We start from the raw sequence: 24422 nt of genomic DNA, 5'->3' as shown, positions 1-24422 counted from the left end.
GGTTAAACGCTGAGGGCAGCGCGCAGTTGCGCTTCAAGGCCCGCTGCGTCCAGCGCCTGGCCGATCAGCACCAGTCGCGTTATGCGGGCTTCGTCGGCGCCCCAGGCGCGGTCAAAGTGTTTGTCGAAACGCGTGCCCACGCCCTGGATCAGCAGGCGCATCGGCTTGTTCGGGATGGCAGCGAAGCCTTTGACGCGCAGGATGCCGTGTTGCACGACCAATTGGTTCAGCGCATCGAGCAGCAGCGCTTCGTCAGCCTGCGGCAGGTCGATGGAAATGGAGTCGAAGGCATCGTGGTCATGATCGTCCTCGCCCTCGTGATGGTGATCGTGATGGCTGTGACGACCGTCGATGTGCTCTTCAGAGCCAGCGCCCAGGCCAATCAGCACGTCCAACGGCACGCGACCGCTGCTGGCTTCGATGATCTTCACCGCTGGCGGCAGCTCTTCGGCGACTTCCAGGCGCACGCGGGCCAGGTCTTCAGGGCTGATCAGGTCGGATTTATTGAGGATAACGAGGTCGGCGCTGGCCAGTTGGTCAGCGAACAGTTCGTGCAGTGGCGATTCGTGGTCCAGGTTCGGATCGAGTTTGCGCTGGGCATCCACTTGATCCGGGAATGCCGCGAACGTGCCAGCGGCCACGGCCGGGCTGTCGACCACGGTAATCACCGCATCAACGGTGCAGGCGCTGCGGATCTCCGGCCACTGGAAGGCTTGTACCAACGGCTTTGGCAGGGCCAGCCCGGAGGTTTCGATAAGGATATGGTCAAGGTCACCGCGACGCGCGACCAGTTCGCGCATCACTGGGAAGAATTCTTCTTGCACGGTGCAGCACAGGCAGCCGTTCGCCAGTTCGTAAACACGGCCGCTGGCTTCTTCTTCGGTGCAACCGATGGAGCACTGCTTGAGGATTTCACCGTCGATGCCCAGCTCGCCGAATTCGTTGACGATCACGGCAATACGACGGCCCTGGGCGTTGTCGAGCATATGGCGCAGCAAGGTGGTTTTGCCCGAGCCGAGAAAGCCGGTAACGATGGTGACGGGGAGTTTGGCCAGTGTTTTCATCGGATGCCCTTTGGGGCGGGCATACGGGACGATAGGCCCTGCGACGGCGCGCAGCAGCGGTTTTCGTCACCGGATCACCCCGCCCGGTTGAATTGAAAATCGGTTGCGAGGCAGGTCTCCTGGCTTGGGGCTTGCGGGTCTTGCGACCGGCGCTGGCTGCGCCTTCCCGCCGTATCGGCAGTGGCGTGGCAGTCAGATAAACCCTTCACAGTTGCGGGGGCAGCCGCGGATTGGACCGCGTTCCCTTCTTAGCTTCGGCCTGGGCCGAAGAACCTCGAGGGTGCAAGGCTACGCAGTGCTTGGGGGATGGTCAATGATGGGGTTGGGTTGGCGTACATATCCGTTTCTGCGGTTACAGCTGCTATTGGTTCCGCCCTCACGCCGGAACCAATAGCAGCCATTACCCAAATAACGGATATGCCCTCCCCAATTGACTCCCCTCCCACCCCCATGCTCTCCTACACACCTTGTTTCGGGTGCCCTTCACAGGGTGAAACGGGAAACCGGTGAGCCATAACATATGGCAAGTCCGGTGCTGCCCCCGCAACGGTAAGCGAGTGAAGCGTCAGATCCACTGTGCCGCTAAGGCATGGGAAGGCGATGCTTAATTAGGCACAATGCCCCTCGCAAGCCCGGAGACCGGCCCGAAAATCAGATAAAAAACCCGCGGTGGGCGGGCGCTGTTCAAAACCCTGCGAGCCTGGCTCGCGGGGTTTTCATGCGCTCGTTTCACCCTGATACCTGAAAGGGACGCGCCATGTCGATCATCAGCAGCACTTCGCACTCCGCCAGCAGCACCTCTACCTTGAGCCAACGCCTGACCGCCGCAATCGGCGCGTCGATCCTGGGCGCGTGCCTGGTGTATTTCGCCGGTTTCTCGCACATCGAGGCGGTGCACAACGCTGCCCACGATACCCGCCACAGCGCCGCGTTCCCGTGCCACTGAGACCTGCCGACATGATCAAGCGTATTGCGCAAACTGCCGGTTTCACCGGTCTTCTGGCTGCCCTGCTGCTGACCCTGCTGCAAAGCTTCTGGGTCGCTCCGTTAATTCTGCAGGCGGAAACCTTTGAAAAGGCCCCGGCAGCGACTGAAGTGATGCATGAGCACGCAGCCGGTGCTGCCGCGCATACCCATGACCTCGAAGCCTGGGAGCCGGAAGACGGCTGGCAGCGCGTGTTGTCTACCACCGGCGGTAATCTGGTGGTCGCTGTCGGTTTCGCGCTGATGCTCGCCGGTCTCTATACCCTGCGCGCACCCACCCGCACTGCCCAGGGGCTGCTCTGGGGGTTGGCCGGCTACGCAACCTTCGTGTTGGCGCCGACAATGGGCCTGCCGCCTGAGCTGCCGGGCACTGCTGCCGCTGATCTCGCACAACGGCAGATCTGGTGGGTAGGCACCGCCGCCTCCACCGCTGCGGGCATAGCGCTGATCGTGTTCGGCCGCAATTGGCTGCTCAAAGCGCTGGGCGTAGCGATTCTGGTCGTGCCACACGTGATCGGCGCGCCCCAGCCGCAAGTGCATTCGATGCTAGCCCCCGAAGCCTTGGAAGCGCAGTTCAAGATTGCTTCGCAGTTGACCAATGTCGCCTTCTGGCTAGCGCTGGGCCTGATCAGCGCTTGGCTGTTCCGCCGCAATCGTGATGATCAATACCCAGCATGATTTTAGTGGTCGGCCTGGGGTGCCAGCGGGGTTGTGACGTTCACACCCTGCTGGCCCTGCTCGAGAGCGCCCTCGCCGAGGGCGGTATCGAGCCCCAACGGATCACCGCGCTGGCCAGTATCGACCGCAAGCGCGATGAACCTGGCCTTCGAGCCCTGGCCGATCTGTTGAACGTGCCGTTCCAGTGTTTCGACGCTGATCAGTTGGCGGGCTATGCAGAACAGCTGAGCCACAAATCCGCGATCGCGTTTGCCCATACAGGCTGCTACGGCATTGCCGAAAGCGCCGCCCTGGCCCTGGCTGAACACCTCGCCAACGCCCCTGCCCGGCTATTGATTACCCGCAAGCAAACCGCCCAGGCCACCTTCGCATTGGCTTGCGCCGGCTGAAAACCTGATAATCGCCCGCTCCGATCATGAGCGTTCTTCATGCTCGTGCGTTTTTCCATAGGATATTCCCATGACCGTCTACTTCATCGGCGCAGGCCCCGGCGACCCGGAATTGATCACCGTCAAAGGCCAGCGGCTGATCCGCAGTTGCCCGGTGATCATCTATGCCGGCTCGCTGGTGCCGACGGCAGTGCTCGAAGGCCACCAGGCAGAACAACTGGTCAACAGTGCCGAATTGCACCTTGAACAGATCATCGACCTGATCAAGACCGCCCACGCGAAAGGCCAGGACGTGGCACGCGTACATTCTGGCGACCCGAGCCTGTACGGGGCGATTGGCGAGCAGATCCGTCATTTGCGTGAGCTGGGCATCCCATTCCAGATCATTCCCGGCGTCACGGCAGTGGCGGCTTGCGCAGCGTTATTGGAAACCGAGCTGACCCTGCCGGACATCGCCCAGAGTGTGATCCTGACCCGTTATGCAGATAAAACCAGCATGCCGGATGGCGAGGACTTCGACAGCCTGGCGCGACATGGCACCACCATGGCGATCCATCTGGGGGTCAATCACTTGGAGAAAATCGTCGCTCAACTGCTGCCGCACTATGGCGCGGACTGCCCGATTGCCGTGGTGCACCGCGCGACGTGGCCGGATCAGGATTGGGTGGTGGGGGCGCTGAGCGATATTGCCGGGAAAGTGGCGGCGAAGGGATTTCGGCGAACGGCGTTGATTGTGGTGGGTCGGGTGTTGGGCAGTGAGGGTTTCAGTGAGTCTTCGCTGTATCGCGCAGGGCATGCGCACCTTTATCGATCTTAATAAACCGAATCAGCTTACAGGTTCAAAGCACTGATTTAATTGAATAAATTATAATAAAACCGCTGGAGCGGGTTTATTCCCACAGTTGATCTGCTTTCTTAGCTAAGTATCTCAAGCCATTGAATTTAAACAATAAAAAACGGCGCTCACGGGGCGCCGTTTTTTTTGTCCGCAGTGAACACCTTACTCAGTAGTAGGCGTTTTCTTTCTGCGTGTGGTCGGTCACGTCACGTACACCCTTGAGCTCTGGAATACGCTCCAGCAGGGTCCGCTCGATGCCTTCGCGCAGGGTCACGTCCGCCTGGCCGCAGCCTTGGCAGCCGCCGCCAAACTTGAGCACGGCAATGCCGTCATCCACCACGTCGATCAGGCTGACCTGACCGCCGTGGCTGGCCAGGCCCGGGTTGATCTCGGTTTGCAGGTAGTAGTTGATGCGCTCGTTCACCGGACTGTCGGCGTTGACGTTCGGCACCTTGGCATTCGGCGCCTTGATGGTCAGTTGGCCGCCCATGCGATCGGTGGCGTAGTCGACCACGGCGTCGTCGAGGAAGGCTTCGCTGAAGGCGTCGATGTACGCGGTGAAGCTTTTCAGCCCCAAGGCGGTGTCTTCAGGCTTCTCTTCCCCTGGCTTGCAGTAGGCAATGCAAGTCTCGGCGTATTGGGTGCCGGGTTGGGTGATAAAGACGCGAATACCGATACCTGGGGTGTTCTGCTTGGACAGCAGGTCAGCCAGGTAATCGTGGGCGGCGTCGGTAATGGTTATGGCAGTCATGGAAACTCCTCACAGGCTTGCCGGCAGTTTACGCCAAATCATTACAGAGGTACAAAGTCCTAGTATTTTTGTCGGGAAAGAGCTGCGGGATCATCAATGCCAAACCAACGCTTAAGCGTGCGATAGGTCGATTTTTCCAGCCATTGGTAGCTCGCAAAGGCGCAAAGCGCCGTTAATACGATGCAAACAGGCAGCATCGCATAGGGATCTATTCCCGTACGCTTGACCACCCACAGCCCAGCGCACAGAACCAGCACGTGGATCAGATACACCGAGTAAGAGCAGTCCCCCATCAGCTTCAACACGCGTGAGCCTTGGAAGTAAGGCTCCAGTGCCACGCAACTGATGACCAGGATCGCGCTGGGCACGCCCCATTCAAACGCACGGGGCAGATCCGCCCCGTGATAAAACGCCACTGATGCCGCCACAATCCCCAACAACGGCACCCACGCCCTGGCCCGACACAGGCCGCGGCGATACAGCATGCCGATGACCATGCCCATCAGAAACTCCAGGACAATATCATTGCTGTAAAAACCGTCGGCCAAGTCAAGGGCGGGAGCGATGAGGTAGCACACCAGGTACAACAGCACGGCCACCACCCATAACCGATAGTCCCCACGAACCCACAAGGCGACGGCGAACAGGCCATAGAACAGCATTTCGAAGTTCAGGGTCCAGCCGACATCCAGCAGCGGATAGACGCCGTAGCCTGCCGGGTGCTGGGCAGGGATAAAGAGCATCGACAGGAGCACATGGCCCAGCGCGAGTTGAACATCGGGAAACATCGACGGCACAGCCAGGGTCAGGAGGGCCAGCAGCAAGGTATAGAACCAGTACGCCGGAGCGATCCGTGCCACGCGCATGAGCATGAAGCACCAAGGTGTCAGGGCTTTGTCTGCGGTCGCAAGGAATATCACCAGGCCGCTGATGACAAAGAACACATCCACCCCTGCGCCGCCTTTTTCGACGAACAGATACTCCAGCGCGTTGTGCACCTCAAAGTTGAAAAACAGCTGCATGACATGGTGACCCACCACCAGCCATGCAGCCAAGGCGCGGAGAAATTGCACTGAAATCAACATTATCGGAGTACCTTTTCGAGCCCCGCGCACTGGATATCCGACTGCTTCAACTTCCGCCTGGAGAGATGACTGGATCAATGAGCGTCGTTATAGGTTCTCATAGCGGTTCATGTCCAATACCCCCTCTTCCACGGGCGCGACTTCGTGGAGGTACTGCGACAGATCGTGGAAGTACTGCCAGAACAACGGATGACTGCGCCGCACGCCCCAGCGGTCGACGATCTTTTCGAAACGATCGGCATCTTTGGCCCGCTCCATTTCAGCCACGAACTCGGGCACTTCCTGGGCGGGTATATTGAACATGAAGTTCGGGTAACTGCTTAGTACGCCGGGGTAAAGGGTCAAGGTGTCGAGTCGCGGCTGGTAGCGATAGGCTTCGCCCAGCAAAAACGCGACATTACTGTGGGCGCGGTTGCGCAGCAGGCTGTAGATCTCGCGCTTGCCGCTGGCAGTTTGAATGCGCAACATCGTGGCTTCGGGCAATTGATCGATCACCTTGAGCCCGGCGGCCGGGCGTGAGGTCAAGCGGCTCAACGCCTGCTCCGCATCCTGCAAAACCGGATCAATACCGCTGCGCGAGCAATACGCACTCACACAACGGTTAAATGGGTCCGGGCTGGCATTCAAGCTGGCATAACGGGTCAACAATTGGTTGGCGAAATCGCGCTTCGGGTCGTTTTGGTTCAGGTGCAAACCCGTGGGTTTTTCATCATCAATGGCCTCATAGTCCAGCCAGAGCTTGATCTTGCCGCTGTTCTGGTACCAGTCGTCGAGGAAGTCTTTACGGGTATCGGCGGGCATCAGGCGCAGGAAGTTCTGCTCGGCGCCGTTACGGATCAGGTCGAAGTACAACCGGGTCTGGGCCTGGTGCGAGACATTGCCGAACACGTCGAAATTCACCGCCAATTGGTAGTACGTACGCTCCAGCAGCGGATAGTCGAACAACCACATCGTCTGCGGCACATCGCCGATCAGGCCTTTGGTCACCGAGGCGCTGTCGAAGTGGCGGAAAATGCTCAGCAAGGCATCGTCATTGCCCGCCCACAGGCTCGACCAGCTTGGCGGCGGCAGGTCAGCATAGCTGTCACGGCGCAGGGCCTCGTATTCATTGCGTTTATCGCGGTAGGCCCGCCACAGGCTGAGCACGCTGCCCACATCGTCATTCTGTCCCGGCATGGCCAGTAATGGCGTGGCCTGGCCGCGATAGCGCGCATCGGTGATGTAGAGGTCGTGGTCCGGGTCTTGGAACAGGGTCCAGAAGTTATCGCGGATCACATCCGTGGCAATCTGCCCGCGGCACACCGGCCCACGAATGAAAGTGCGTACGAAGTATTCGGCGTTATCCAGCATGAACTGGTAACGCGCCTTGGCGGGGATGGCCTCGAAGGTTTCGAATGGATTGGCGCGACGGGCTGGGCCGTAGCCAGGCAAGGCGCTGACCTGCCAGTCGCCGGCGTAGAACAGCGCTTTGATGCGCGCCATTTTCGCAGCACTGAAGGGGTAAGTGATGTGGGTTTTATGCACGATCACGCCCTGCACTGGCCACAGGCGGTAATACACATGAGTACCAGGGTCATCGTTAGGGCGACGGGTAGTGATCAGATCAATCGGCTGCCCGCTCGGGGTGCGCGACCGCACCCACTGGAAGAAATGCCCCGGCTCGCCATTCTCGAAGTCAATATGCGCCAGGTACAAATGCTCAAATAACCAGCGTGCCACCAAGCTTTCGCGGGCGCCTGGCTTGTTGAACAGGTTCTCCCACTGCTGCACCTGCAAGGCTTCGCTGGCACTCGGCGCCAGGCTTTGTTCATCTATAGGCGCGCCGGACGCGAGCCAGCGTTGCAGCGCCTGGTACTGCTGCTCGGTCAGGCCGGTGACGGCGAGTGGCATGCCTTCCTTGGGGTGGGCGCCGGCGTAGGCGTTGAATTCGCCGGGTATTGCGCACATGTTCGCGCGGTTCAGGCCCAGGACGATGTCTTCAGGCAACTTGGCATTGGGTGCCAGTGCAGCGTTGTGCCCCAATTCGAGCATGCGCGCCATCAATGCAGCCTGGCTGCCCTGCGCGTCCAACACCGAGTAAAAGCCCTTCTGTTGCCAGGCCGCCTTGCCAGAAGCATCTATAAACAGGCGGGTGGTCGGCGCCGCCTGGCTGCGCTCGCCATCATACACCGGCATTTTGCTCGCACCGCGCACCGCGCCTTCGGCACTGCCCAGGTTGAGCTGGCAGGCGGAGTCGTAGCAGGCATGGCAGGCCACGCATTTCTCGGTGAAGATCGGTTGAATGTCGCGGGTATACGAAATCGCCGGGGCGGATCCGTCGGCCTGAGCAGTGCAGGTAACCAGTGCCAGGACGGCGCTGGCGATGAGGCGAAATGACATGGATCCGGTCCCGATTCAATGCGTGCGGCGAAAAGTGCCGGTGATTCTACCGGGCCATGCCCCCAGCCAACATGAACGATATTCATGTAAAACCCGTACATGCTCCAAATCGGCACAGGTTTGCTATGATTCACGCCCTCCGAAATGCCTGACCAGAGTAGTCCCATGTCCGATCGTAGCGCTCGTCTGCAAGCCCTTCACCAAGCCCTCAAGGACCGCATCCTGATCCTCGACGGCGGTATGGGCACGATGATCCAGAGCTACAAGCTTGAAGAACAGGACTACCGTGGCAAACGCTTCGCCGACTGGCCAAGTGACGTCAAGGGAAACAACGACTTGCTGGTGCTCACCCGTCCGGACGTGATCGGCGGTATTGAAAAAGCCTACCTGGATGCCGGTGCCGACATCCTCGAAACCAACACCTTCAATGCCACCCGCGTTTCCATGGCCGATTACGGCATGGAAGAACTGGCCTACGAGCTCAACGTAGAAGGCGCACGCCTGGCGCGCAAGGTCGCTGACGCCAAGACCCTGGAGACACCGGCCAAGCCGCGTTTCGTTGCTGGCGTGCTCGGCCCGACCAGCCGTACCTGCTCGCTGTCGCCCGACGTGAACAACCCCGGCTACCGCAACGTGACCTTTGATGAACTGGTGGAAAACTACACCGAAGCCACCAAAGGCCTGATCGAAGGCGGCGCTGACCTGATCCTGATCGAAACCATCTTCGACACCCTCAACGCCAAGGCGGCGATCTTCGCCGTGCAGGGTGTGTTTGAAGAGCTGAATATCGAACTGCCGATCATGATCTCCGGCACCATCACCGACGCCTCCGGCCGCACGCTGTCGGGCCAGACCACTGAAGCGTTCTGGAACTCCGTCAGCCACGCCAAGCCGATTTCCGTGGGCCTAAACTGCGCCCTGGGCGCCAGCGAACTGCGCCCGTACCTGGAAGAGTTGTCGAACAAAGCCAGCACCCATGTGTCCGCGCACCCCAATGCTGGCCTGCCCAACGAATTCGGCGAGTACGATGAACTGCCATCGGAAACCGCCAAGGTTATCGAGGAGTTTGCCCAGAGCGGCTTCCTGAACATCGTCGGCGGCTGCTGCGGCACCACGCCGGGCCATATCGAAGCCATCGCCAAGGCTGTGGCCGGTTATGCGCCGCGCCAGATCCCGGACATCCCCAAGGCCTGCCGCCTGTCGGGCCTGGAGCCGTTCACGATTGATCGCAGCTCATTGTTCGTCAACGTCGGCGAGCGCACCAACATCACCGGCTCCGCGCGTTTCGCGCGCCTGATCCGTGAAGACAACTACACCGAAGCCCTGGAAGTCGCCTTGCAGCAGGTGGAAGCCGGCGCCCAGGTGATCGATATCAACATGGACGAGGGCATGCTCGATTCGAAGAAGGCCATGGTGACCTTCCTCAATCTGATTGCCGGCGAGCCGGACATCTCCCGCGTGCCGATCATGATCGACTCCTCCAAGTGGGAAGTGATCGAGGCCGGCCTGAAGTGCATCCAGGGCAAGGGCATCGTCAACTCCATCAGCATGAAGGAAGGCGTCGAGCAGTTCATTCACCACGCCAAGCTGTGCAAGCGCTATGGCGCCGCCGTGGTGGTGATGGCGTTTGACGAAGCCGGCCAGGCCGACACCGAAGCGCGCAAGAAAGAGATCTGCAAACGCTCCTACGACATCCTGGTGAATGAAGTCGGCTTCCCGCCGGAAGACATCATCTTCGACCCGAACATTTTCGCGGTCGCCACCGGTATCGAAGAGCACAACAACTACGCCGTCGACTTTATCAACGCCTGTGCCTATATCCGTGACGAGCTGCCGTATGCGCTGACCTCCGGCGGCGTGTCCAACGTGTCGTTCTCGTTTCGTGGCAACAACCCGGTGCGTGAGGCAATCCACTCGGTGTTCCTGCTGTACGCGATCCGCAACGGCCTGACCATGGGTATCGTCAACGCCGGCCAGTTGGAGATCTACGACCAGATCCCGGCCGAGCTGCGTGACGCCGTGGAAGACGTGGTGCTCAACCGCACCCCAGAAGGCACCGACGCCCTCCTCGCCATCGCCGACAAATACAAAGGCGACGGCAGCGTCAAGGAAGCCGAGACCGAAGAATGGCGCGGCTGGCCGGTCAACAAACGTCTGGAACATGCGCTGGTCAAGGGCATCACCACCCACATCGTCGACGACACCGAGGAATCCCGGCAGTCATTCGCACGCCCGATCGAAGTGATCGAAGGCCCGTTGATGTCCGGCATGAACATCGTTGGCGACCTGTTCGGCGCCGGCAAAATGTTCCTGCCCCAGGTGGTGAAGTCCGCCCGTGTGATGAAGCAGGCCGTGGCCCACTTGATTCCGTTCATCGAACTGGAAAAAGGCGACAAGCCGGAAGCCAAGGGCAAGATCCTGATGGCCACTGTGAAAGGCGACGTGCACGACATCGGCAAGAACATCGTCGGCGTGGTGCTGGGATGCAACGGCTATGACATCGTCGACCTCGGCGTGATGGTGCCGGCGGAGAAGATCCTGCAGGTGGCCAAGGAGCAGAAGTGCGACATCATCGGGCTGTCCGGCCTGATCACCCCGTCCCTGGACGAGATGGTGCATGTCGCCCGTGAGATGCAGCGCCAGGACTTCCACCTGCCCTTGATGATCGGTGGCGCCACCACGTCCAAGGCGCACACGGCGGTGAAAATCGAGCCCAAGTACAGCAACGATGCGGTGATCTACGTGACCGACGCCTCGCGCGCCGTGGGCGTGGCCACGCAACTGCTGTCCAAGGAACTCAAGGCCGGTTTCGTCGAGAAAACCCGCCTGGAATACATCGACGTGCGCGAACGCACCTCCAACCGTAGCGCCCGCACCGAACGCCTGAGCTACCCGGCCGCCATCGCGAAGAAGCCGCCGTTCGACTGGAGCAGCTACACGCCGGTGGTGCCGACCTTTACCGGCGCCAAGGTGCTGGACAATATCGACCTCAAGGTGCTGGCCGAGTACATCGACTGGACACCGTTCTTTATCTCCTGGGACCTGGCCGGCAAATTCCCACGCATCCTTACCGATGAAGTCGTGGGTGAAGCGGCCACCGCGCTGTACGCCGACGCCCAGGAAATGCTCGCCAAGCTGATCGACGAAAAACTCATCAGCGCCCGCGCGGTATTCGGTTTCTGGCCGACCAACCAGGTGCAGGACGATGACCTGGAAGTCTACGGCGACGACGGCCAACCGATCGCAAAGCTGCACCACCTGCGCCAGCAGATCATCAAGACTGACGGCAAGCCGAATTTCTCCCTGGCCGACTTCGTGGCACCCAAAGACAGCGGTGTAACCGACTACATCGGTGGTTTCATCACCACCGCCGGCATCGGTGCCGAAGAAGTCGCCAGGGCCTATCAGGACGCTGGCGACGACTATAACTCAATCATGGTCAAGGCCCTGGCCGACCGCCTGGCCGAAGCCTGCGCCGAGTGGCTGCACCAGCAAGTCCGTAAGGACTACTGGGGTTACGCCAGGGACGAGCAACTGGATAACGAAGCGCTGATCAAGGAGCAATACAGCGGCATCCGCCCTGCCCCGGGCTACCCGGCGTGCCCGGATCACACCGAAAAAGCCCAACTGTTCCAACTGCTCGATCCCGAGGCCCGCGAAATGCAGGCCGGGCGTAGTGGCGTGTTCCTCACCGAGCACTACGCGATGTTTCCGGCGGCGGCCGTCAGCGGCTGGTACTTCGCCCATCCGCAGGCGCAATACTTTGCTGTGGGCAAAGTCGACAAAGACCAGGTGGCGAGCTACACCGCCCGCAAAGGCCAGGACCTGGCCGTGACCGAGCGTTGGCTGGCGCCGAACCTGGGTTACGACAACTGATTGACCGCCCCCCAGGTTCTGTAGTGAGCGGGCTTTCCCCGCGCGGGGCAAGCCCGTTCACTACAGATCAAAACATCGTCAGCTATGCTGTCCCTCACACACCTTGTGTCGAGGGATTTATGGACGATCCAGTCAACAACAAGCCCCCTACTTTCTGGCAGATGCTGCACAGCGTCTTGGCGGCCGCCTTTGGCGTGCAGAGTGGCAAGAACCGCGCCCGCGACTTTACCCACGGCAAGCCCAGCCACTTTGTGCTGCTGGGCATTCTGTTCACAGCGGTGTTTGCCTTGGCGTTGTTCGGCATCGTCAAGCTGGTGCTGCTCCTGGCCGGGGTCTAGCGCAGCAGCAGTTGCAAGCTGAAGGGATAACGGTAGGACGCCGGCTTGCCGACGGCAGACAGCGCACGAAAGTCAACGCGCGCAGTAGCGCCCAGTAAGCGCTGCGCCTGGGCGGCGTCAATCAGCTGGAATAACGCTTCCTGGCGATCACGTCCGCCGAAGGTGCCAATGTCCACACCCTTGGCATCATCATGAATCAACACCATCGCCCACCCGCCCAGGGTGAAATGCCCGGCGACCAGCGTACTCAGTCGACCGTCCAACCGCGCCTGCAAGATCTGCGGTGAACTGTTGGCCGCACTGAACAACACGTGCTTGCCCGGCATTTGCCCGCTGCCCTGCAGCGCCTGCATCGCACCCAGTGCCATCTCATCGTTGGCCGACCACACCAGCGCCGTCTTCGGGTAGCGCTTGAACAGTTGCGTGGCTTGCTCGAACGCGCGCTGACGGCTCCATTCGCCATAGACCAACTGGCGCAGCCGCACCTCGGGGTGCTCGGCCAGGGCGCGATGCAGGCCCTGTTCACGCAACTGCGCGGCCGGGGTGTTCTTGACGCCGGAGAAGGCCAACAAATCAATGCGCTCGCCAGGCGCGACAGGGCCGTGCTGGCGCAGTAGATCGCTGAACATCAGGTACCCGGCCTGCTCGTCGTCGGGAACGATGCTGCCGAGCCAATCGACGTCGTGGCCGAGCATTTGCACTTGGTCGGCAGTCAGCGCGTTATTCACGATCAGCAGCTTGACCCCCCTGCCCTGGGCCATGCGCAGAATCTGTGGGGCAACGTATTGTTCATTCACCAGCACCAGGTAATCCGGCCGCTCGCTGCCTTGCAGCGCCTCACGGGCCTGGATCAGGGTGTTTTGGGTATCGCGCTCGGAATAGCGCACGCGTAAATGCAGGCCGAGGTCCTTGGCACCGGCCTGCATGAATTGCGTGTAGCTGACCCAGAAGGTTTCCGTCGACATGCCCGGGTTGAGAAACACCACCGACGTGGCATGGGCCGTTGCCCCATACGCCGACCCCAGCAACCAGACACACGCAATCAACACCTTCAACATGGTTATCAAACCTTGAATATTGACCGCCATGATAGTGGCAATGCGACAGTCACCCGAGGACGTTTACTGGTGGCTCACCCAGAATACGGCAGTTCCCACCACCAGTATGATCAAAAACAGAATGGCCCAGGCATCAACGGTACTGTCGGGTTTACGGGCTTTTGTAGGATTGCTCATCGCATCGCCTCTTATCGGTTTTATAGGTGATTGCTAGGGGGCGCTCTTATCGATTTTCCCCGCTGGCGGGGAAAATCGATGAGAACGCCCCCTAAACACGCTCACAGTAAAGTTGACGATTGCCCGTATGACAAATGTGGGTATCGCAATAATGGCTCTAATTAGGCGATTTGGTTATTTGCATATACTCAAACATCACTTTTGCGCATAAACGCAAACTGGTATCGTGCCCCGGCTCCGTTGGGAGTGCGCGGCCGTGCGCGCAGATTTGCCGAGAACAGGACCTATATGTACGTATACGACGAATACGATCAGCGCATCATCGAGGACCGCGTCAAGCAGTTCCGTGATCAGACCCGACGCTACTTAGCAGGTGAACTGAGCGAAGAAGAGTTCCGCCCTCTGCGCCTGCAAAATGGCCTTTATGTGCAGCGCTTTGCGCCGATGCTGAGGGTGGCCGTGCCCTATGGCCAACTGACGTCACGTCAGACACGCATGATGGCCAAGATTGCCCGCGACTTCGACAAAGGCTACGCCCACATCAGCACCCGCCAGAACGTCCAGTTCAACTGGCCGGCACTGGAAGATGTGCCGGACATCCTGGCTGAATTGGCGACCGTGCAAATGCACGCGATTCAGACCAGCGGTAACTGCCTGCGTAACGTGACCACCGACCAATTCGCCGGCGTGGCCGCTGACGAACTGATCGATCCACGCCCTTGGTGCGAAATCGTCCGTCAGTGGACCACCTTCCACCCGGAATTCGCCTACTTGCCACGCAAGTTCAAGATCGCCATCAATGGCTCGACCTCGGACCGCGCGGCCATCGAAGTGCACGATATCGGCCTGGAGCCAGTGCACAACGCAGCCGGCGAACTGGGCTTCCGCGTACTGGTGGGTGGTGGCCTTGGCCGGACCCCGGTAGTCGGCGCCTTCATCAACGAGTTCCTGCCGTGGCAGGACCTGTTGAGCTACCTCGACGCGATCCTGCGGGTCTACAACCGCTATGGCCGTCGTGACAACAAATACAAGGCCCGGATCAAGATCCTGGTCAAGGCGCTGACCCCTGAGGTGTTTGCCCAGAAAGTCGACGCTGAAATGGAACACCTGCGCGGCGGCCAGACCACACTGACCGAAGCCGAAGTGCACCGCGTGGCCAAACACTTCGTTGATCCCGAGTACAAGGCCCTGACCAATCAGGACGCCGAGCTCGCGGCACTCGACCAGCAGCACCCAGGTTTCGCCCGTTGGCGTACCCGCAACACCCTGGCGCACAAGAAGCCGGGTTATGTCGCGGTGACCCTGTCGCTGAAACCTACCGGCGTTGCTCCGGGCGATATCACCGACAAGCAGCTGGACGCCGTCGCCGACCTGGCCGAGCGCTACAGCTTTGGCCAACTGCGCACCTCCCACGAGCAGAACATCATTCTCGCGGACGTTGAGCAGAGCCAATTGTTTATCCTGTGGGGCGAGCTGCGCGAAGGCGGTTTCGCCACACCGAACATCGGCCTGCTGACCGACATCATCTGCTGCCCGGGTGGCGATTTCTGCTCCCTGGCCAACGCCAAGTCGATCCCGATTGCCGAATCGATCCAGCGTCGTTTCGAAGACCTGGACTACCTGTTCGACATCGGCGAGCTGGACCTGAACATCTCCGGTTGCATGAACGCCTGTGGTCACCACCACGTCGGCCACATCGGCATCCTGGGCGTGGACAAGAAAGGCGAAGAATTCTACCAAGTGTCCCTGGGTGGCAGCGCCAGCCGCGATGCGAGCCTGGGCAAGATCCTCGGCCCGTCTTTCGCCCAGGAAGCCATGCCCGAGGTGATCGGCAAACTGATCGATGTGTACATCGAACAGCGCACCGAAGATGAGCGTTTTATCGACACCTACCAGCGCATCGGCATTGACCTGTTCAAGGAGCGCGTCTATGCAGCGAATCATTAAGAACAACGAAGTCCTCGACGAAACCTGGCACCTGCTGCCCAAGGACGCGAGCTTCGACGGCATCTCCAATTGCGACGACCTGATCGTGCCGTTGGCGCTGTGGCGCGAACACGGCCACGCCCTAAAGGCCCGCGACGGCGGCCTGGGTGTGTGGCTGGACGCCGATGAAGAAGCCGAAGAGATCGGCGACGACGTGGAACACTTCCAAGTCATCGCCCTGAACTTCCCGGCGTTCACCGACGGTCGCAACTACTCCAACGCGCGCCTGTTGCGTGACCGTTACGGTTACAAGGGCGAGTTGCGCGCCATTGGCGACGTACTGCGCGACCAGTTGTTCTACCTGCGCCGCTGCGGGTTCGATGCCTTCGCCCTGCGCGCCGACAAAGACCCGTACGAAGCGCTGGAAAGCCTCAAGGACTTCTCCGTGACGTACCAGGCTGCAACGGATGAACCGTTGCCGTTGTTTCGTCGTCGCTGAGTCTTAGCGAAAGAAGAAGCCCTGGCATGCCAGGGCTTTTTTATGGTTCATCAGCGAATCCACTCGCCGCCTGCCCCACCGCTATCGCGGCCTCGCTAAAGCTCGACGGCTCACACAGGGGATCGGCGGTGGCGGCTGAATCTCGGCTCCCAGGCATTCCTTACGGACACCATTCCTATCAGCAACGCAGATCAAAGGTGGGAGCTGTCGAGCTTTAGCGAGGCTGCGAAAAGGCCGGCACTGCCAACATAATCATCGCCTGCCCCACCGCTATCGCGCCCTCGCTGAAGCTCGACGGCTCCCACAGGGGGCCGGCGGTGAAGCCCCTCTCTGACGCAATCTTCACATTAAAGGCGGAGCATTCGCCGTGATCGAACTGTCCCCTATTGATCAGCAGTTTTTAACCTCACTGACGATTGGAGTTCTCCATGGCGAAAATCAACCTGGCCCAGCAATTGGCGAGCACCCTTGAACAGGCGGGCGTCAAGCGCATCTGGGGCCTGACCGGCGACAGCCTCAACGGCCTCACCGACGCCCTGCGCAGCATGGACAGCATCGAGTGGATGCACGTGCGCCACGAAGAAGTGGCCGCGTTCGCCGCCGGTGCCGAAGCCGCGGCCACGGGTGAGCTGACGGTCTGCGCCGGCAGCTGCGGGCCGGGCAACCTGCACTTGATCAATGGCCTGTTTGACTGCCATCGCAACCATGTGCCGGTACTAGCGATTGCCGCGCAGATTCCGTCTTCGGAGATCGGCCTTAACTACTTCCAGGAAACCCATCCTCAGGAACTGTTCAAGGAATGCAGCTACTTCATCGAGCTGGTGACCAACCCCGAGCAGATGCCCCATGTGCTGCACCGCGCCATGCGCTCGGCGATCCTCAATCGCGGCGTCGCGGTGGTGGTGATTCCGGGCGACGTCTCGCTGCTGGAAGTGGAAGACAAGCTCAAGCCCTGGCCCGCTCTGCACGCGCCGCGCACCTTGCCAGCTGAACAAGACCTACAACGCCTTACCGAAATTCTTGAAAGCAGCCATAAAACCACCCTGCTCTGCGGCAGCGGCTGTGCCGGTGCACATGACCAAGTGGTCGCCCTGGCCGACGCACTCGGCGCTCCGGTGGTGCATGCGCTACGCGGCAAGGAGCACGTGGAGTGGGACAATCCGTTCGACGTAGGCATGACCGGCCTGATCGGCTTCAGCTCCGGTTACCACGCCATGCTCGACTGCGACACCTTGATCATGCTCGGCACCGACTTTCCGTACCGTCAGTTCTACCCGACTGACGCGAAGATCATCCAGGTTGACCGCAACCCGCAGGCGCTGGGCCGTCGTGCCACGCTGGACTTGGGCATCGCCGCCGACGTCAGTGAAACCATTGGCGCGTTGCTACCGCGCCTGACACGCAAGACCGATCGCAGCTTTCTCGAAGCGTCCTTGAAGCACTACGAAAAGGCCCGCCAAGGGCTGGACGACCTTGCTCAACCGTCGAAAGCCGATCGACCAATCCACCCGCAGTACGTGGCGCGCCTGCTCAGCGAGCTGGCTGATGATGATGCGATCTTCACCGCCGACGTCGGCTCGCCCACCGTCTGGGCGGCACGCTATTTGAAGATGAACGGCAAACGCCGCCTGATCGGTTCGTTCAACCACGGTTCGATGGCCAATGCCATGCCCCAGGCCATTGGTGCCCAGGCAGCCTTCCCGAATCGCCAGGTGATCTCGATGTCCGGTGACGGTGGATTCGCCATGTTGATGGGGGATTTCATCTCGCTGGCGCAGTTGAAGCTGCCAGTGAAAGTCATCGTGTTCGATAACTCGTCGCTGGGGTTTGTCGCCATGGAAATGAAAGCATCGGGTTACCTGGATGCTGGCACCGAGCTGAAAAACCCGGACTTCGCCGCCATGTCCAATGCCATGGGCATCCTCGGCATTCGGGTGGAACAATCCGAGGACCTGGAGCCGGCCCTGCGCCGCGCCTTGGCCCATGACGGCCCGGTGCTGGTGGACGTGATCACCGCGACCCAGGAGTTGGTGATGCCGCCGACGATCAAGCTGGAACAGGCCAAGGGGTTCAGCCTGTATATGCTCAAGGCGGTGATGAGTGGGCGTGGCGATGAAGTGATCGAGCTGGCGCGCACCAACTGGCTACGCTGAACCCAATGTGGGAGCGAGCAAGCCCGCTCCCACATTCTGATCTCATTGCCAAATCAAGCGTGCTGTTTTTCCACCCACTTGCCGTAGGCATCAATGAACGCTTGCAGAAACGGCTTGGTCTTTTCCGAGACCTTGCCTGCGTCATCGAACACGCTCCCCGCCCCCCCCAAGTAGGCCTCCGGCTGCTGCATGCACCACACATCCAGGAACACCAGGGATTGGCGCAGATGATGATTGGCGCCAAAGCCACCAATGGCCCCCGGCGACACGCTGATGATCGCACCCGGCTTGCCACTCCAGGCACTCTGCCCGTACGGCCGGGAACCCACGTCGATGGCATTCTTCAACGGAGCGGGCACGGAACGGTTGTATTCCGGGGTCACGAACAGCACCGCGTCGGATGAGCTCACCTGTTGGCGGAAAGTGCTGTAGGCTGCGGGCGGTGCAGCGCCGTCGATGTCTTCGTTGTAGAGCGGCAAATCGCCAATTTCCACAATGTTCAACCTAAGGTTGACAGGGGCCAGTTCGGCCAATGCCAAGGCAACCTTGCGGTTAATCGAGTCTTTTCTCAAGCTGCCAACCAGGACGGCTACCGTGTAGACCTTGCTCATTGGGGTTTCTCGACGTCTGACTAAAGGAACGTGTAGTTATAAAGTCTTCGCGGCGTGTTCACCAGAAGGTTTTGCTCATCCCCCGGACGTTTGCATCGCCCTACAACGTGTAGGAAGCGTCCAAAAAGATCAGCGAATAGTATTTTTATTCCGTAAGTAAACTACCCCGCTCCATAACGGTCTACAGAACCGCAAATCGAGTGTTTATCTCCAGAGGTTCTAAACAGATGGCAGCAGTACTAGTCGGACAGTTTCATGCCAGAGACGCAGAAGGACGCGTGTATTCGGTGCATGAGTTCCAGGAATCCAACCCGGCGCAAGGCGACCTGGCTGGCTCGGGACCTACCACCACCTACAAGCTGGCCATTGGCGACCGTGTAGAGAAACTGGAAGGCGACGAATTCAAGCTGATTCAGTCGGGCACCATTCTCGTGCGCGAATCGCAAACCACCCTCGCTTCATAAGATCTCGCCCTATCCACCTGCTCAGTCCTGGCCATTGATGGCATTGACTGGGCTGAGGTGATCACGGGCGGCGGATCTCCGTGACTTCAATGCCCTGCTCCCCCTCGACCTCTTTCAACGTCACCACTACCCGCCCACGCTCGCCTTCCACCGCAAACATCGAACGCTGGTAACCCGCCGAGTTGTAACCGGGATGCGCGACCACCTGCCTGATCAACTCAATGCCAAGGACTGCCCCCACCTGTTCGGCCACCTGTTCCTGGGAACGGATAAACGTTTCAAGTGCCAGCTTTTCCGGCGTGGTTTCGCTTTGGGTATTGAAGAGATAAGCAGCCACGCACCCTACGGTCACCAGAACCAGCAGTTGCTTGGCCGTTACCCCGAGGAATATCGAGGGTAGAGGCATTTGAGACCAGACCTGTTTTTGTTGTTAATGCCGGTAGCCGGCTGTGGTCGTTGATGATCAGCGTAGCCATTCTATTGAATACGCGGCGCGCTGCACATAGACTCCGGCGATGCGTTTACGTCATATCGAAGTGATTCAGGCCATCTTGCAGACCGGACACCCCGGCTTGGCCGCCGAGTGGCTGCAACTCCCCGTGGGCGACGTGGACGCGGCGCTCAAGGAAGCCGAGGCGCAACTGGGCTTTATGCTGTTCGCCAGCATCCGCGGGCGATTGCAGGCGACGCGGGAAACGCTGGAGCTGCAGGCAGAAATCGCCCATGTGTATGAGGCGCTGGAGCCGGTGCAACGCCTGGCCAGTCGCTTGAAACACCATCACGCCCCGACCCTCCGTGCCCTGTGCACGCCGCCCCTGGCCAACCAACTGTTGCCGCACAGCATTGCGGTGCTGCGCCGACGTTTCCAGGACACACCTTGCAACCTGTCGAGCCAGCCGACACGGGAGATCGTCAGGAGCCTGCTGCTGCACGAGGCTGACGTCGGTTTAAGCCTGCATGACCCGGAACACCCACAGATCCACAGCACCGTACTGGCCCAGGGCAAGCTGCAATTACTCGCGCCCCGTGGCTGGCTAAAGCCCAAGCAAAAGTACATCGCGTTGCAGGACCTGGCCGGGCAATCGATGATTGGCCTGGAGGGCCAGGACCCGCTCAGCCGCCAGTTGGACGCCAAGCTGCAAGCTTTGCGCCCGCTGCCTGTGGTGCAGACGCGCGTACAGACCTATCAGATGATGCGCAGCATGGTGGAAGCGGGAGAAGGCTTGGCGGTGGTTGACCCGTTCACCGCGTTTGGCGCGCGTGAAGCCGGGCTGGATGCGTGCCCGGTGTCGCCGCCGATCATGGTCAACCTGTATGCGCTGACCCTCAAGGATGGCGTGACTTCCCCGGCGCTGAATGCACTGCTGGAGATCGTGACGCAGAAGGCTGAAGGCCTGTTGGTGGGCTAAGCCTATTCGACTTCGCTTTTGAATAACCGATACCAGAAGATCGCCACTTCGCGGGTTTGCGGATCGATGCCGCGATAGCGCAGATTGTCGATGCCCCCCATCACGTAACCACAACGTTCATACAAACGGCAGGCGCCGAGGTTGTTGTTCTGGGTTTCCAGCATCAAGCCGGGCAGGTTTTTCTTGCGGCTCCAGAACTGCGCCACATCCAGCAATGCCTTGGCCACCCCATGACGCCGCGCGGGCAAGACCACCGCCAGTTCATCGACATGGGCATAGCCGTTCCAATTGGTACTGACCACGATATGCCCCACCGGGCGGTCGTCCAGGTAGGCCATGAAGATCGCGCTGTCGGGCGCATCGCGAAAACTGGCGAACTCCTCCGGATCGATACCATAGCACTTGCGGTACGGCACGATGCGCTCCACGGGCCATTGATCGACCCGCGCGCCCATCTGCGGCTGCCCATAGCCGCTGACCTCAAAGCTGAAGTCATTGCCCCACACGTAGGCATCAAAACCTTCGTCAGCGACCCGTACACTGAGCCCCGGATACTTCGGGTTCATTACAGCTTGCATAAACATTCTTAACCCTTGATGCAATCGACGGTGTAACAACGACCACTGCCGTCATCTTCGTGTTGTAACCCATGAACATCGGCGACAAAACCGGGGAAACTGCTATCGAACGTCCGGGCAAAGGCCAGGTAGTCGATGATCGAGCGCGTCGAATCGGTAAACCGCTCGCCCGGCATAATCAATGGAATGCCAGGTGGATACGGCACCAGCATTACGGCTGCGATGCGCCCTGGCAAGGCGTCAATCGATACCGCTTCGACTTCACCTCTCACCAATTGGTCATAGGCGTCGGCCGGTTTCATCGCAATTTCCGGCAACACCGTGTACATGCGTTTGAGGTGTCTGGCGGTGGCATTGCGGCGGTAACAGCTGTGCAATTGATCGCACAGGTCGCGCAAACCCAGACCCTGATAGCGCGCCGGCCCTTGTGCGAAGACCGATGACAAACAATTAGCGAGGCTGACATTGGCATCGTAACTGCGCTTGAACTCAAGCAATTCGGTGAGCAGCGTACTCCATTTGCCTTTGGTAATACCCATGGAGAACAGCACGAGGAAGGAATACAGCCCGGTTTTTTCCACTACCAGGCCACGCTCCCACAGGAATTTGCTGACCACCGCAGCAGGAATGCCGCAGTCGCTCAGAGCGCCCCCGGCGGTTAGGCCGGGCATCACCAGTGTCACTTTTATCGGGTCCAGCAGCACGTAGTCCTCGGCCACATCACCAAAGCCATGCCAATCGTCCTCAGGTTGCAACAGCCAATCGTCGGTAACCACCTGATCAATACCCGCCACCGACGGCGGCTGCCAGATGGAGAACCACCAGTCATCGGCGGCAATGTGTTGGCGCAGGTTGGCCAGGGCACGGCGGAAACTCAAGGCTTCGTCGAACATTTCCTGCAACAGCGAGCGCCCGGCCGGGCCTTCCATCATCGCTGAGGCCACGTCCAACGAAGCGATAATGCTGTATTGCGGCGAGGTTGAGATATGCATCATGAACGCTTCGTTGAAACGATCACGGTCCAGCTGGCGCGCACCGCCGTCCTGCACGTGGATCATCGAGGCCTGGCTGAAGGCTGCAAGCAGTTTGTGGGTGGAGTGAGTGGTGAACACCAACGGGCTGTCCGGCGTGCGCGAAGTGCCCATGCCGTAGCGCCCGGCAAAGAACTCGTGAAACGCCGCATAGGCATACCAGGCCTCGTCAAAGTGCAGCACCTCGACACTGCTGCCCAATTGCTGCTTGATCAGCTCGGCGTTGTAACACAGGCCGTCGTAGGTGGAATTGGTGACCACCGCCATCTTCACTTTCGGCACTCGGCCACGGGCAAGCGGGCTGGCGTCGATCTTGGCGCGGATCGACTCGGGGCTGAATTCGCTCAGGGGAATCGGCCCGATAATCCCCAGTTCGTTGCGCTCCGGGCACAGGTACAGTGGGATCGCGCCGGTCATGATGATCGAGTGCAATACCGACTTGTGGCAATTGCGGTCCACCAGCACCAGGTCATCGCGGCCGACCATGGAATGCCAGACAATCTTGTTGGCGGTGGACGTGCCGTTGATCACGAAGAAGGTGTGATCGGCGCCAAAATTGTGTGCAGCGCGGGCTTCCGCTTCAGCCAATGGGCCGGTGTGATCCAGCAGCGAGCCCAGTTCCGGCACCGAGACGGACAGGTCAGAACGCAGGGTGTTTTCCCCAAAAAACTGATGAAACGCCTGCCCCACCGGACTTTTTCGATAGGCCACGCCACCGCCATGGCCGGGGGTGTGCCAGGAATAGTTGGAGTCGGCGGTGTGCTGCACCAGCGCCTTGAAGAACGGCGGCAACAAGCCATCCAGGTAAGTGCGGGCCGCGCGGGCGACTTGCCGGGCGAGAAACGGGACGGTGTCTTCGAACAGGTACAGAATGCCGCGCAGTTGGTTGAGTTCGCTCATGGCGTCGGCCGGCGCGTTTTCCAGGGTGACTTGCTCGCCCAGGGCAAAAATCGGCAGGTTCGGCGCCCGTAACCGCGCCAGGCGGATCAGTTCGACCATGTTTTGCAGCAGGTGGGTGTTCTCACCGGCACCTTCGGCGGCAATCAGCATGCAGGCCAAGCCATGATGGGTAGAAGCAACCAGCCGGCCTTCGGCGTAGTCCACGGCGGAAAAGATACTGAAGCCCTCTTGTTCCAACTCCCGGGCGATGCCTCGGACCCGGTCACCGGCGACGCTGTCGGCTTTGATATCGCGGTGCACGATGAGGATCGGAAACTTCAGGTCTTTGTACATAAGGGCATGGCGTCCTGACGGCTATGCACTCAAGGGTAGAAGCTTGGGGGCGATGACGCGAATGAAGATTTTGAAAGCAATGGAGATCCAGTGTGGGCTGCGTTCAGTCTTGGGGGTTATTGCTGGGTCAGCTGGGTCCACAACGCCGGCGCACCCGCCGACTTGGCAATTGCCTCCAACCGCGCCGCATGCTCGGCCAGGTCTTGCTCACTGGCGCGGATAATCGGGGTCGGCTTGCGATCCGCCGGCAGGCGGCGGATTTCCGAAGGGCGGTTACCCGAGCCTTCCGCCGAACCATTTCCATCGGACGCATTGCCGGCCAGGGACAGGCTGGTCTGCCCGCCGGTCATGGTCAGGTAAACGTCGGCGAGGATCTCGGAGTCGAGCAAGGCGCCGTGGAGTTCACGGCCGGAGTTATCGACGCCATAACGTTTGCACAAGGCATCGAGGCTGTTGCGTTGGCCCGGGTGACGCTCCCGGGCCATCATCAGGGTGTCGAGGATCGAGCAGTGCCTGGAGATGTCGGCGCGATCCGTCTGCCCCATCAGGGCAAACTCGTTATTGATGAAGCCGACGTCGAACGCTGCGTTATGGATGATCAGCTGGGCGCCATTGATGAAATCGAAAAACTCATCGGCGACTTCGGCAAAGCGCGGCTTGCCCTTGAGGAATTCGTCAGTGATGCCGTGGACGCCGATCGCGCCTTCGTCACTGTCCCGGTCTGGTTGCAGGTAGACGTGGAAGTGACGCCCGGTGAGGCGGCGACCCATCAGTTCGACACAGCCGATTTCAATGATCCGGTGGCCGTCAGTCACCGGCATGCCGGTGGTTTCGGTATCGAGTACAACAGATCGGATGGCCATCAGGGTTCAGCTCTCAACGGTGTGGTGTGAATCAAAGG

Annotated in this window: 21 protein-coding genes and 2 riboswitches; of the genes, 11 read left to right on the top strand and 10 right to left on the bottom strand. The window is 60.1% G+C overall.

Annotated features, from left to right (window positions below; all coding sequences use genetic code 11):
• Window positions 1–2: 2 nt before the first annotated feature.
• Window positions 3–1064 carry a cobalamin biosynthesis protein CobW gene (gene cobW / locus AACY44_RS18045; RefSeq protein WP_339428036.1) on the bottom strand — a complete coding sequence of 354 codons (1062 nt, stop codon included), beginning with the start codon at window positions 1062–1064 and terminating at the stop codon, window positions 3–5.
• A 92-nt stretch (window positions 1065–1156) separates the two neighbouring features.
• Window positions 1157–1356, bottom strand: a riboswitch (cobalamin riboswitch).
• Window positions 1357–1521: 165 nt separating this feature from the next.
• Window positions 1522–1726: riboswitch (cobalamin riboswitch) on the top strand.
• 95 nt (window positions 1727–1821) lie between these two features.
• Here cobW and AACY44_RS18040 point away from each other — a divergent pair.
• The 4 genes from AACY44_RS18040 (at window position 1822) to cobM (ending at window position 3932) form a co-directional block, all read left to right on the top strand.
• Window positions 1822–2010 carry a CbtB domain-containing protein gene (locus AACY44_RS18040; protein WP_012723860.1) on the top strand — a complete coding sequence of 63 codons (189 nt, stop codon included), beginning with the start codon at window positions 1822–1824 and terminating at the stop codon, window positions 2008–2010.
• 11 nt (window positions 2011–2021) lie between these two features.
• Window positions 2022–2726, top strand: a complete 705-nt coding sequence (locus AACY44_RS18035) for a CbtA family protein (RefSeq protein WP_339428037.1) — start codon at window positions 2022–2024, stop codon at window positions 2724–2726.
• The gene (locus AACY44_RS18030) at window positions 2723–3115 is read left to right on the top strand and encodes a cobalamin biosynthesis protein (protein ID WP_339418348.1); all 393 of its coding nucleotides are present in this window, start codon (window positions 2723–2725) and stop codon (window positions 3113–3115) included. The genes AACY44_RS18035 and AACY44_RS18030 overlap by 4 nt, the downstream gene beginning before the upstream one ends.
• 70 nt (window positions 3116–3185) lie before the next feature.
• Window positions 3186–3932 carry a precorrin-4 C(11)-methyltransferase gene (cobM, locus tag AACY44_RS18025; protein ID WP_339418346.1) on the top strand — a complete coding sequence of 249 codons (747 nt, stop codon included), beginning with the start codon at window positions 3186–3188 and terminating at the stop codon, window positions 3930–3932.
• 187 nt (window positions 3933–4119) lie between these two features.
• Here cobM and nfuA read toward each other — a convergent pair whose 3' ends face one another.
• The 3 genes from nfuA to AACY44_RS18010 all read right to left on the bottom strand — a co-directional run bounded on the left by nfuA (window position 4120) and on the right by AACY44_RS18010 (window position 8168).
• Window positions 4120–4704 carry a Fe-S biogenesis protein NfuA gene (nfuA, locus tag AACY44_RS18020; RefSeq protein ID WP_003190728.1) on the bottom strand — a complete coding sequence of 195 codons (585 nt, stop codon included), beginning with the start codon at window positions 4702–4704 and terminating at the stop codon, window positions 4120–4122.
• 59 nt (window positions 4705–4763) lie between these two features.
• Entirely contained in the window at window positions 4764–5789 is a 1026-nt protein-coding gene (locus AACY44_RS18015) for an acyltransferase family protein (RefSeq protein WP_339418344.1), read from the bottom strand.
• Between the two features lie 87 nt (window positions 5790–5876).
• Complete coding sequence (locus tag AACY44_RS18010) at window positions 5877–8168, bottom strand: fatty acid cis/trans isomerase (protein ID WP_339530778.1); 2292 nt, start codon at window positions 8166–8168, stop codon at window positions 5877–5879.
• A 165-nt stretch (window positions 8169–8333) separates the two neighbouring features.
• Between AACY44_RS18010 and metH the strand changes: the two genes are divergently transcribed.
• Together metH and AACY44_RS18000 are read left to right on the top strand one after the other, a co-directional pair.
• On the top strand, window positions 8334–12044 hold the full coding sequence (gene metH, locus AACY44_RS18005; RefSeq protein ID WP_339436736.1) for a methionine synthase: 3711 nt from the start codon (window positions 8334–8336) through the stop codon (window positions 12042–12044).
• Between the two features lie 119 nt (window positions 12045–12163).
• Window positions 12164–12382: a DUF2970 domain-containing protein gene (locus AACY44_RS18000; RefSeq protein WP_339418339.1), complete on the top strand. Its 219-nt coding sequence runs from the start codon at window positions 12164–12166 to the stop codon at window positions 12380–12382.
• Here AACY44_RS18000 and AACY44_RS17995 read toward each other — a convergent pair.
• Window positions 12379–13440: an ABC transporter substrate-binding protein gene (locus tag AACY44_RS17995; protein WP_339436737.1), complete on the bottom strand. Its 1062-nt coding sequence runs from the start codon at window positions 13438–13440 to the stop codon at window positions 12379–12381. The two genes, AACY44_RS18000 and AACY44_RS17995, sit on opposite strands and share 4 nt — an antisense overlap.
• 465 nt (window positions 13441–13905) lie before the next feature.
• Between AACY44_RS17995 and AACY44_RS17990 the strand changes: the two genes are divergently transcribed.
• The 3 genes from AACY44_RS17990 (at window position 13906) to poxB (ending at window position 18195) form a co-directional block, all read left to right on the top strand.
• Window positions 13906–15564, top strand: coding sequence for a nitrite/sulfite reductase (locus AACY44_RS17990; RefSeq protein ID WP_339418337.1), 1659 nt, complete (start codon window positions 13906–13908; stop codon window positions 15562–15564).
• Window positions 15548–16042, top strand: coding sequence for a DUF934 domain-containing protein (locus AACY44_RS17985; RefSeq protein ID WP_048727764.1), 495 nt, complete (start codon window positions 15548–15550; stop codon window positions 16040–16042). The genes AACY44_RS17990 and AACY44_RS17985 overlap by 17 nt, the downstream gene beginning before the upstream one ends.
• A 428-nt stretch (window positions 16043–16470) precedes the next feature.
• A complete protein-coding gene (gene poxB, locus AACY44_RS17980; RefSeq protein ID WP_339418335.1) occupies window positions 16471–18195 on the top strand; it encodes a ubiquinone-dependent pyruvate dehydrogenase in 1725 nt (574 codons plus the stop codon).
• 53 nt (window positions 18196–18248) lie between these two features.
• Here the strand turns inward: poxB and AACY44_RS17975 are convergent, their stop codons facing one another.
• A complete protein-coding gene (locus AACY44_RS17975) occupies window positions 18249–18806 on the bottom strand; it encodes an NADPH-dependent FMN reductase (protein ID WP_339418334.1) in 558 nt (185 codons plus the stop codon).
• 227 nt (window positions 18807–19033) lie between these two features.
• Between AACY44_RS17975 and AACY44_RS17970 the strand changes: the two genes are divergently transcribed.
• Window positions 19034–19270, top strand: coding sequence for a hypothetical protein (locus tag AACY44_RS17970; protein ID WP_339530775.1), 237 nt, complete (start codon window positions 19034–19036; stop codon window positions 19268–19270).
• A 61-nt stretch (window positions 19271–19331) separates the two neighbouring features.
• Here the strand turns inward: AACY44_RS17970 and AACY44_RS17965 are convergent, their stop codons facing one another.
• Window positions 19332–19676 carry a hypothetical protein gene (locus AACY44_RS17965; RefSeq protein WP_339438885.1) on the bottom strand — a complete coding sequence of 115 codons (345 nt, stop codon included), beginning with the start codon at window positions 19674–19676 and terminating at the stop codon, window positions 19332–19334.
• 109 nt (window positions 19677–19785) lie between these two features.
• Between AACY44_RS17965 and AACY44_RS17960 the strand changes: the two genes are divergently transcribed.
• On the top strand, window positions 19786–20679 hold the full coding sequence (locus tag AACY44_RS17960; protein ID WP_339418331.1) for a LysR substrate-binding domain-containing protein: 894 nt from the start codon (window positions 19786–19788) through the stop codon (window positions 20677–20679).
• Between the two features lie 2 nt (window positions 20680–20681).
• Here the strand turns inward: AACY44_RS17960 and AACY44_RS17955 are convergent, their stop codons facing one another.
• From AACY44_RS17955 to dnaQ, 3 genes are all read right to left on the bottom strand, one after another.
• Window positions 20682–21257, bottom strand: coding sequence for a GNAT family N-acetyltransferase (locus AACY44_RS17955; RefSeq protein WP_339418330.1), 576 nt, complete (start codon window positions 21255–21257; stop codon window positions 20682–20684).
• Window positions 21258–21265: 8 nt separating this feature from the next.
• The gene (locus AACY44_RS17950; protein ID WP_339438887.1) at window positions 21266–23521 is read right to left on the bottom strand and encodes an Orn/Lys/Arg decarboxylase N-terminal domain-containing protein; all 2256 of its coding nucleotides are present in this window, start codon (window positions 23519–23521) and stop codon (window positions 21266–21268) included.
• Between the two features lie 116 nt (window positions 23522–23637).
• Window positions 23638–24378, bottom strand: a complete 741-nt coding sequence (dnaQ, locus tag AACY44_RS17945; protein ID WP_339418505.1) for a DNA polymerase III subunit epsilon — start codon at window positions 24376–24378, stop codon at window positions 23638–23640.
• Window positions 24379–24422: the final 44 nt, after the last annotated feature.

It is taken from the genome of Pseudomonas sp. RA_15y_Pfl1_P11, from assembly GCF_963970975.1.
GTDB classification, from domain to species: Bacteria; Pseudomonadota; Gammaproteobacteria; order Pseudomonadales; family Pseudomonadaceae; genus Aquipseudomonas; species Aquipseudomonas tritici.
This window is presented reverse-complemented; position numbering and strand designations above follow the sequence as displayed.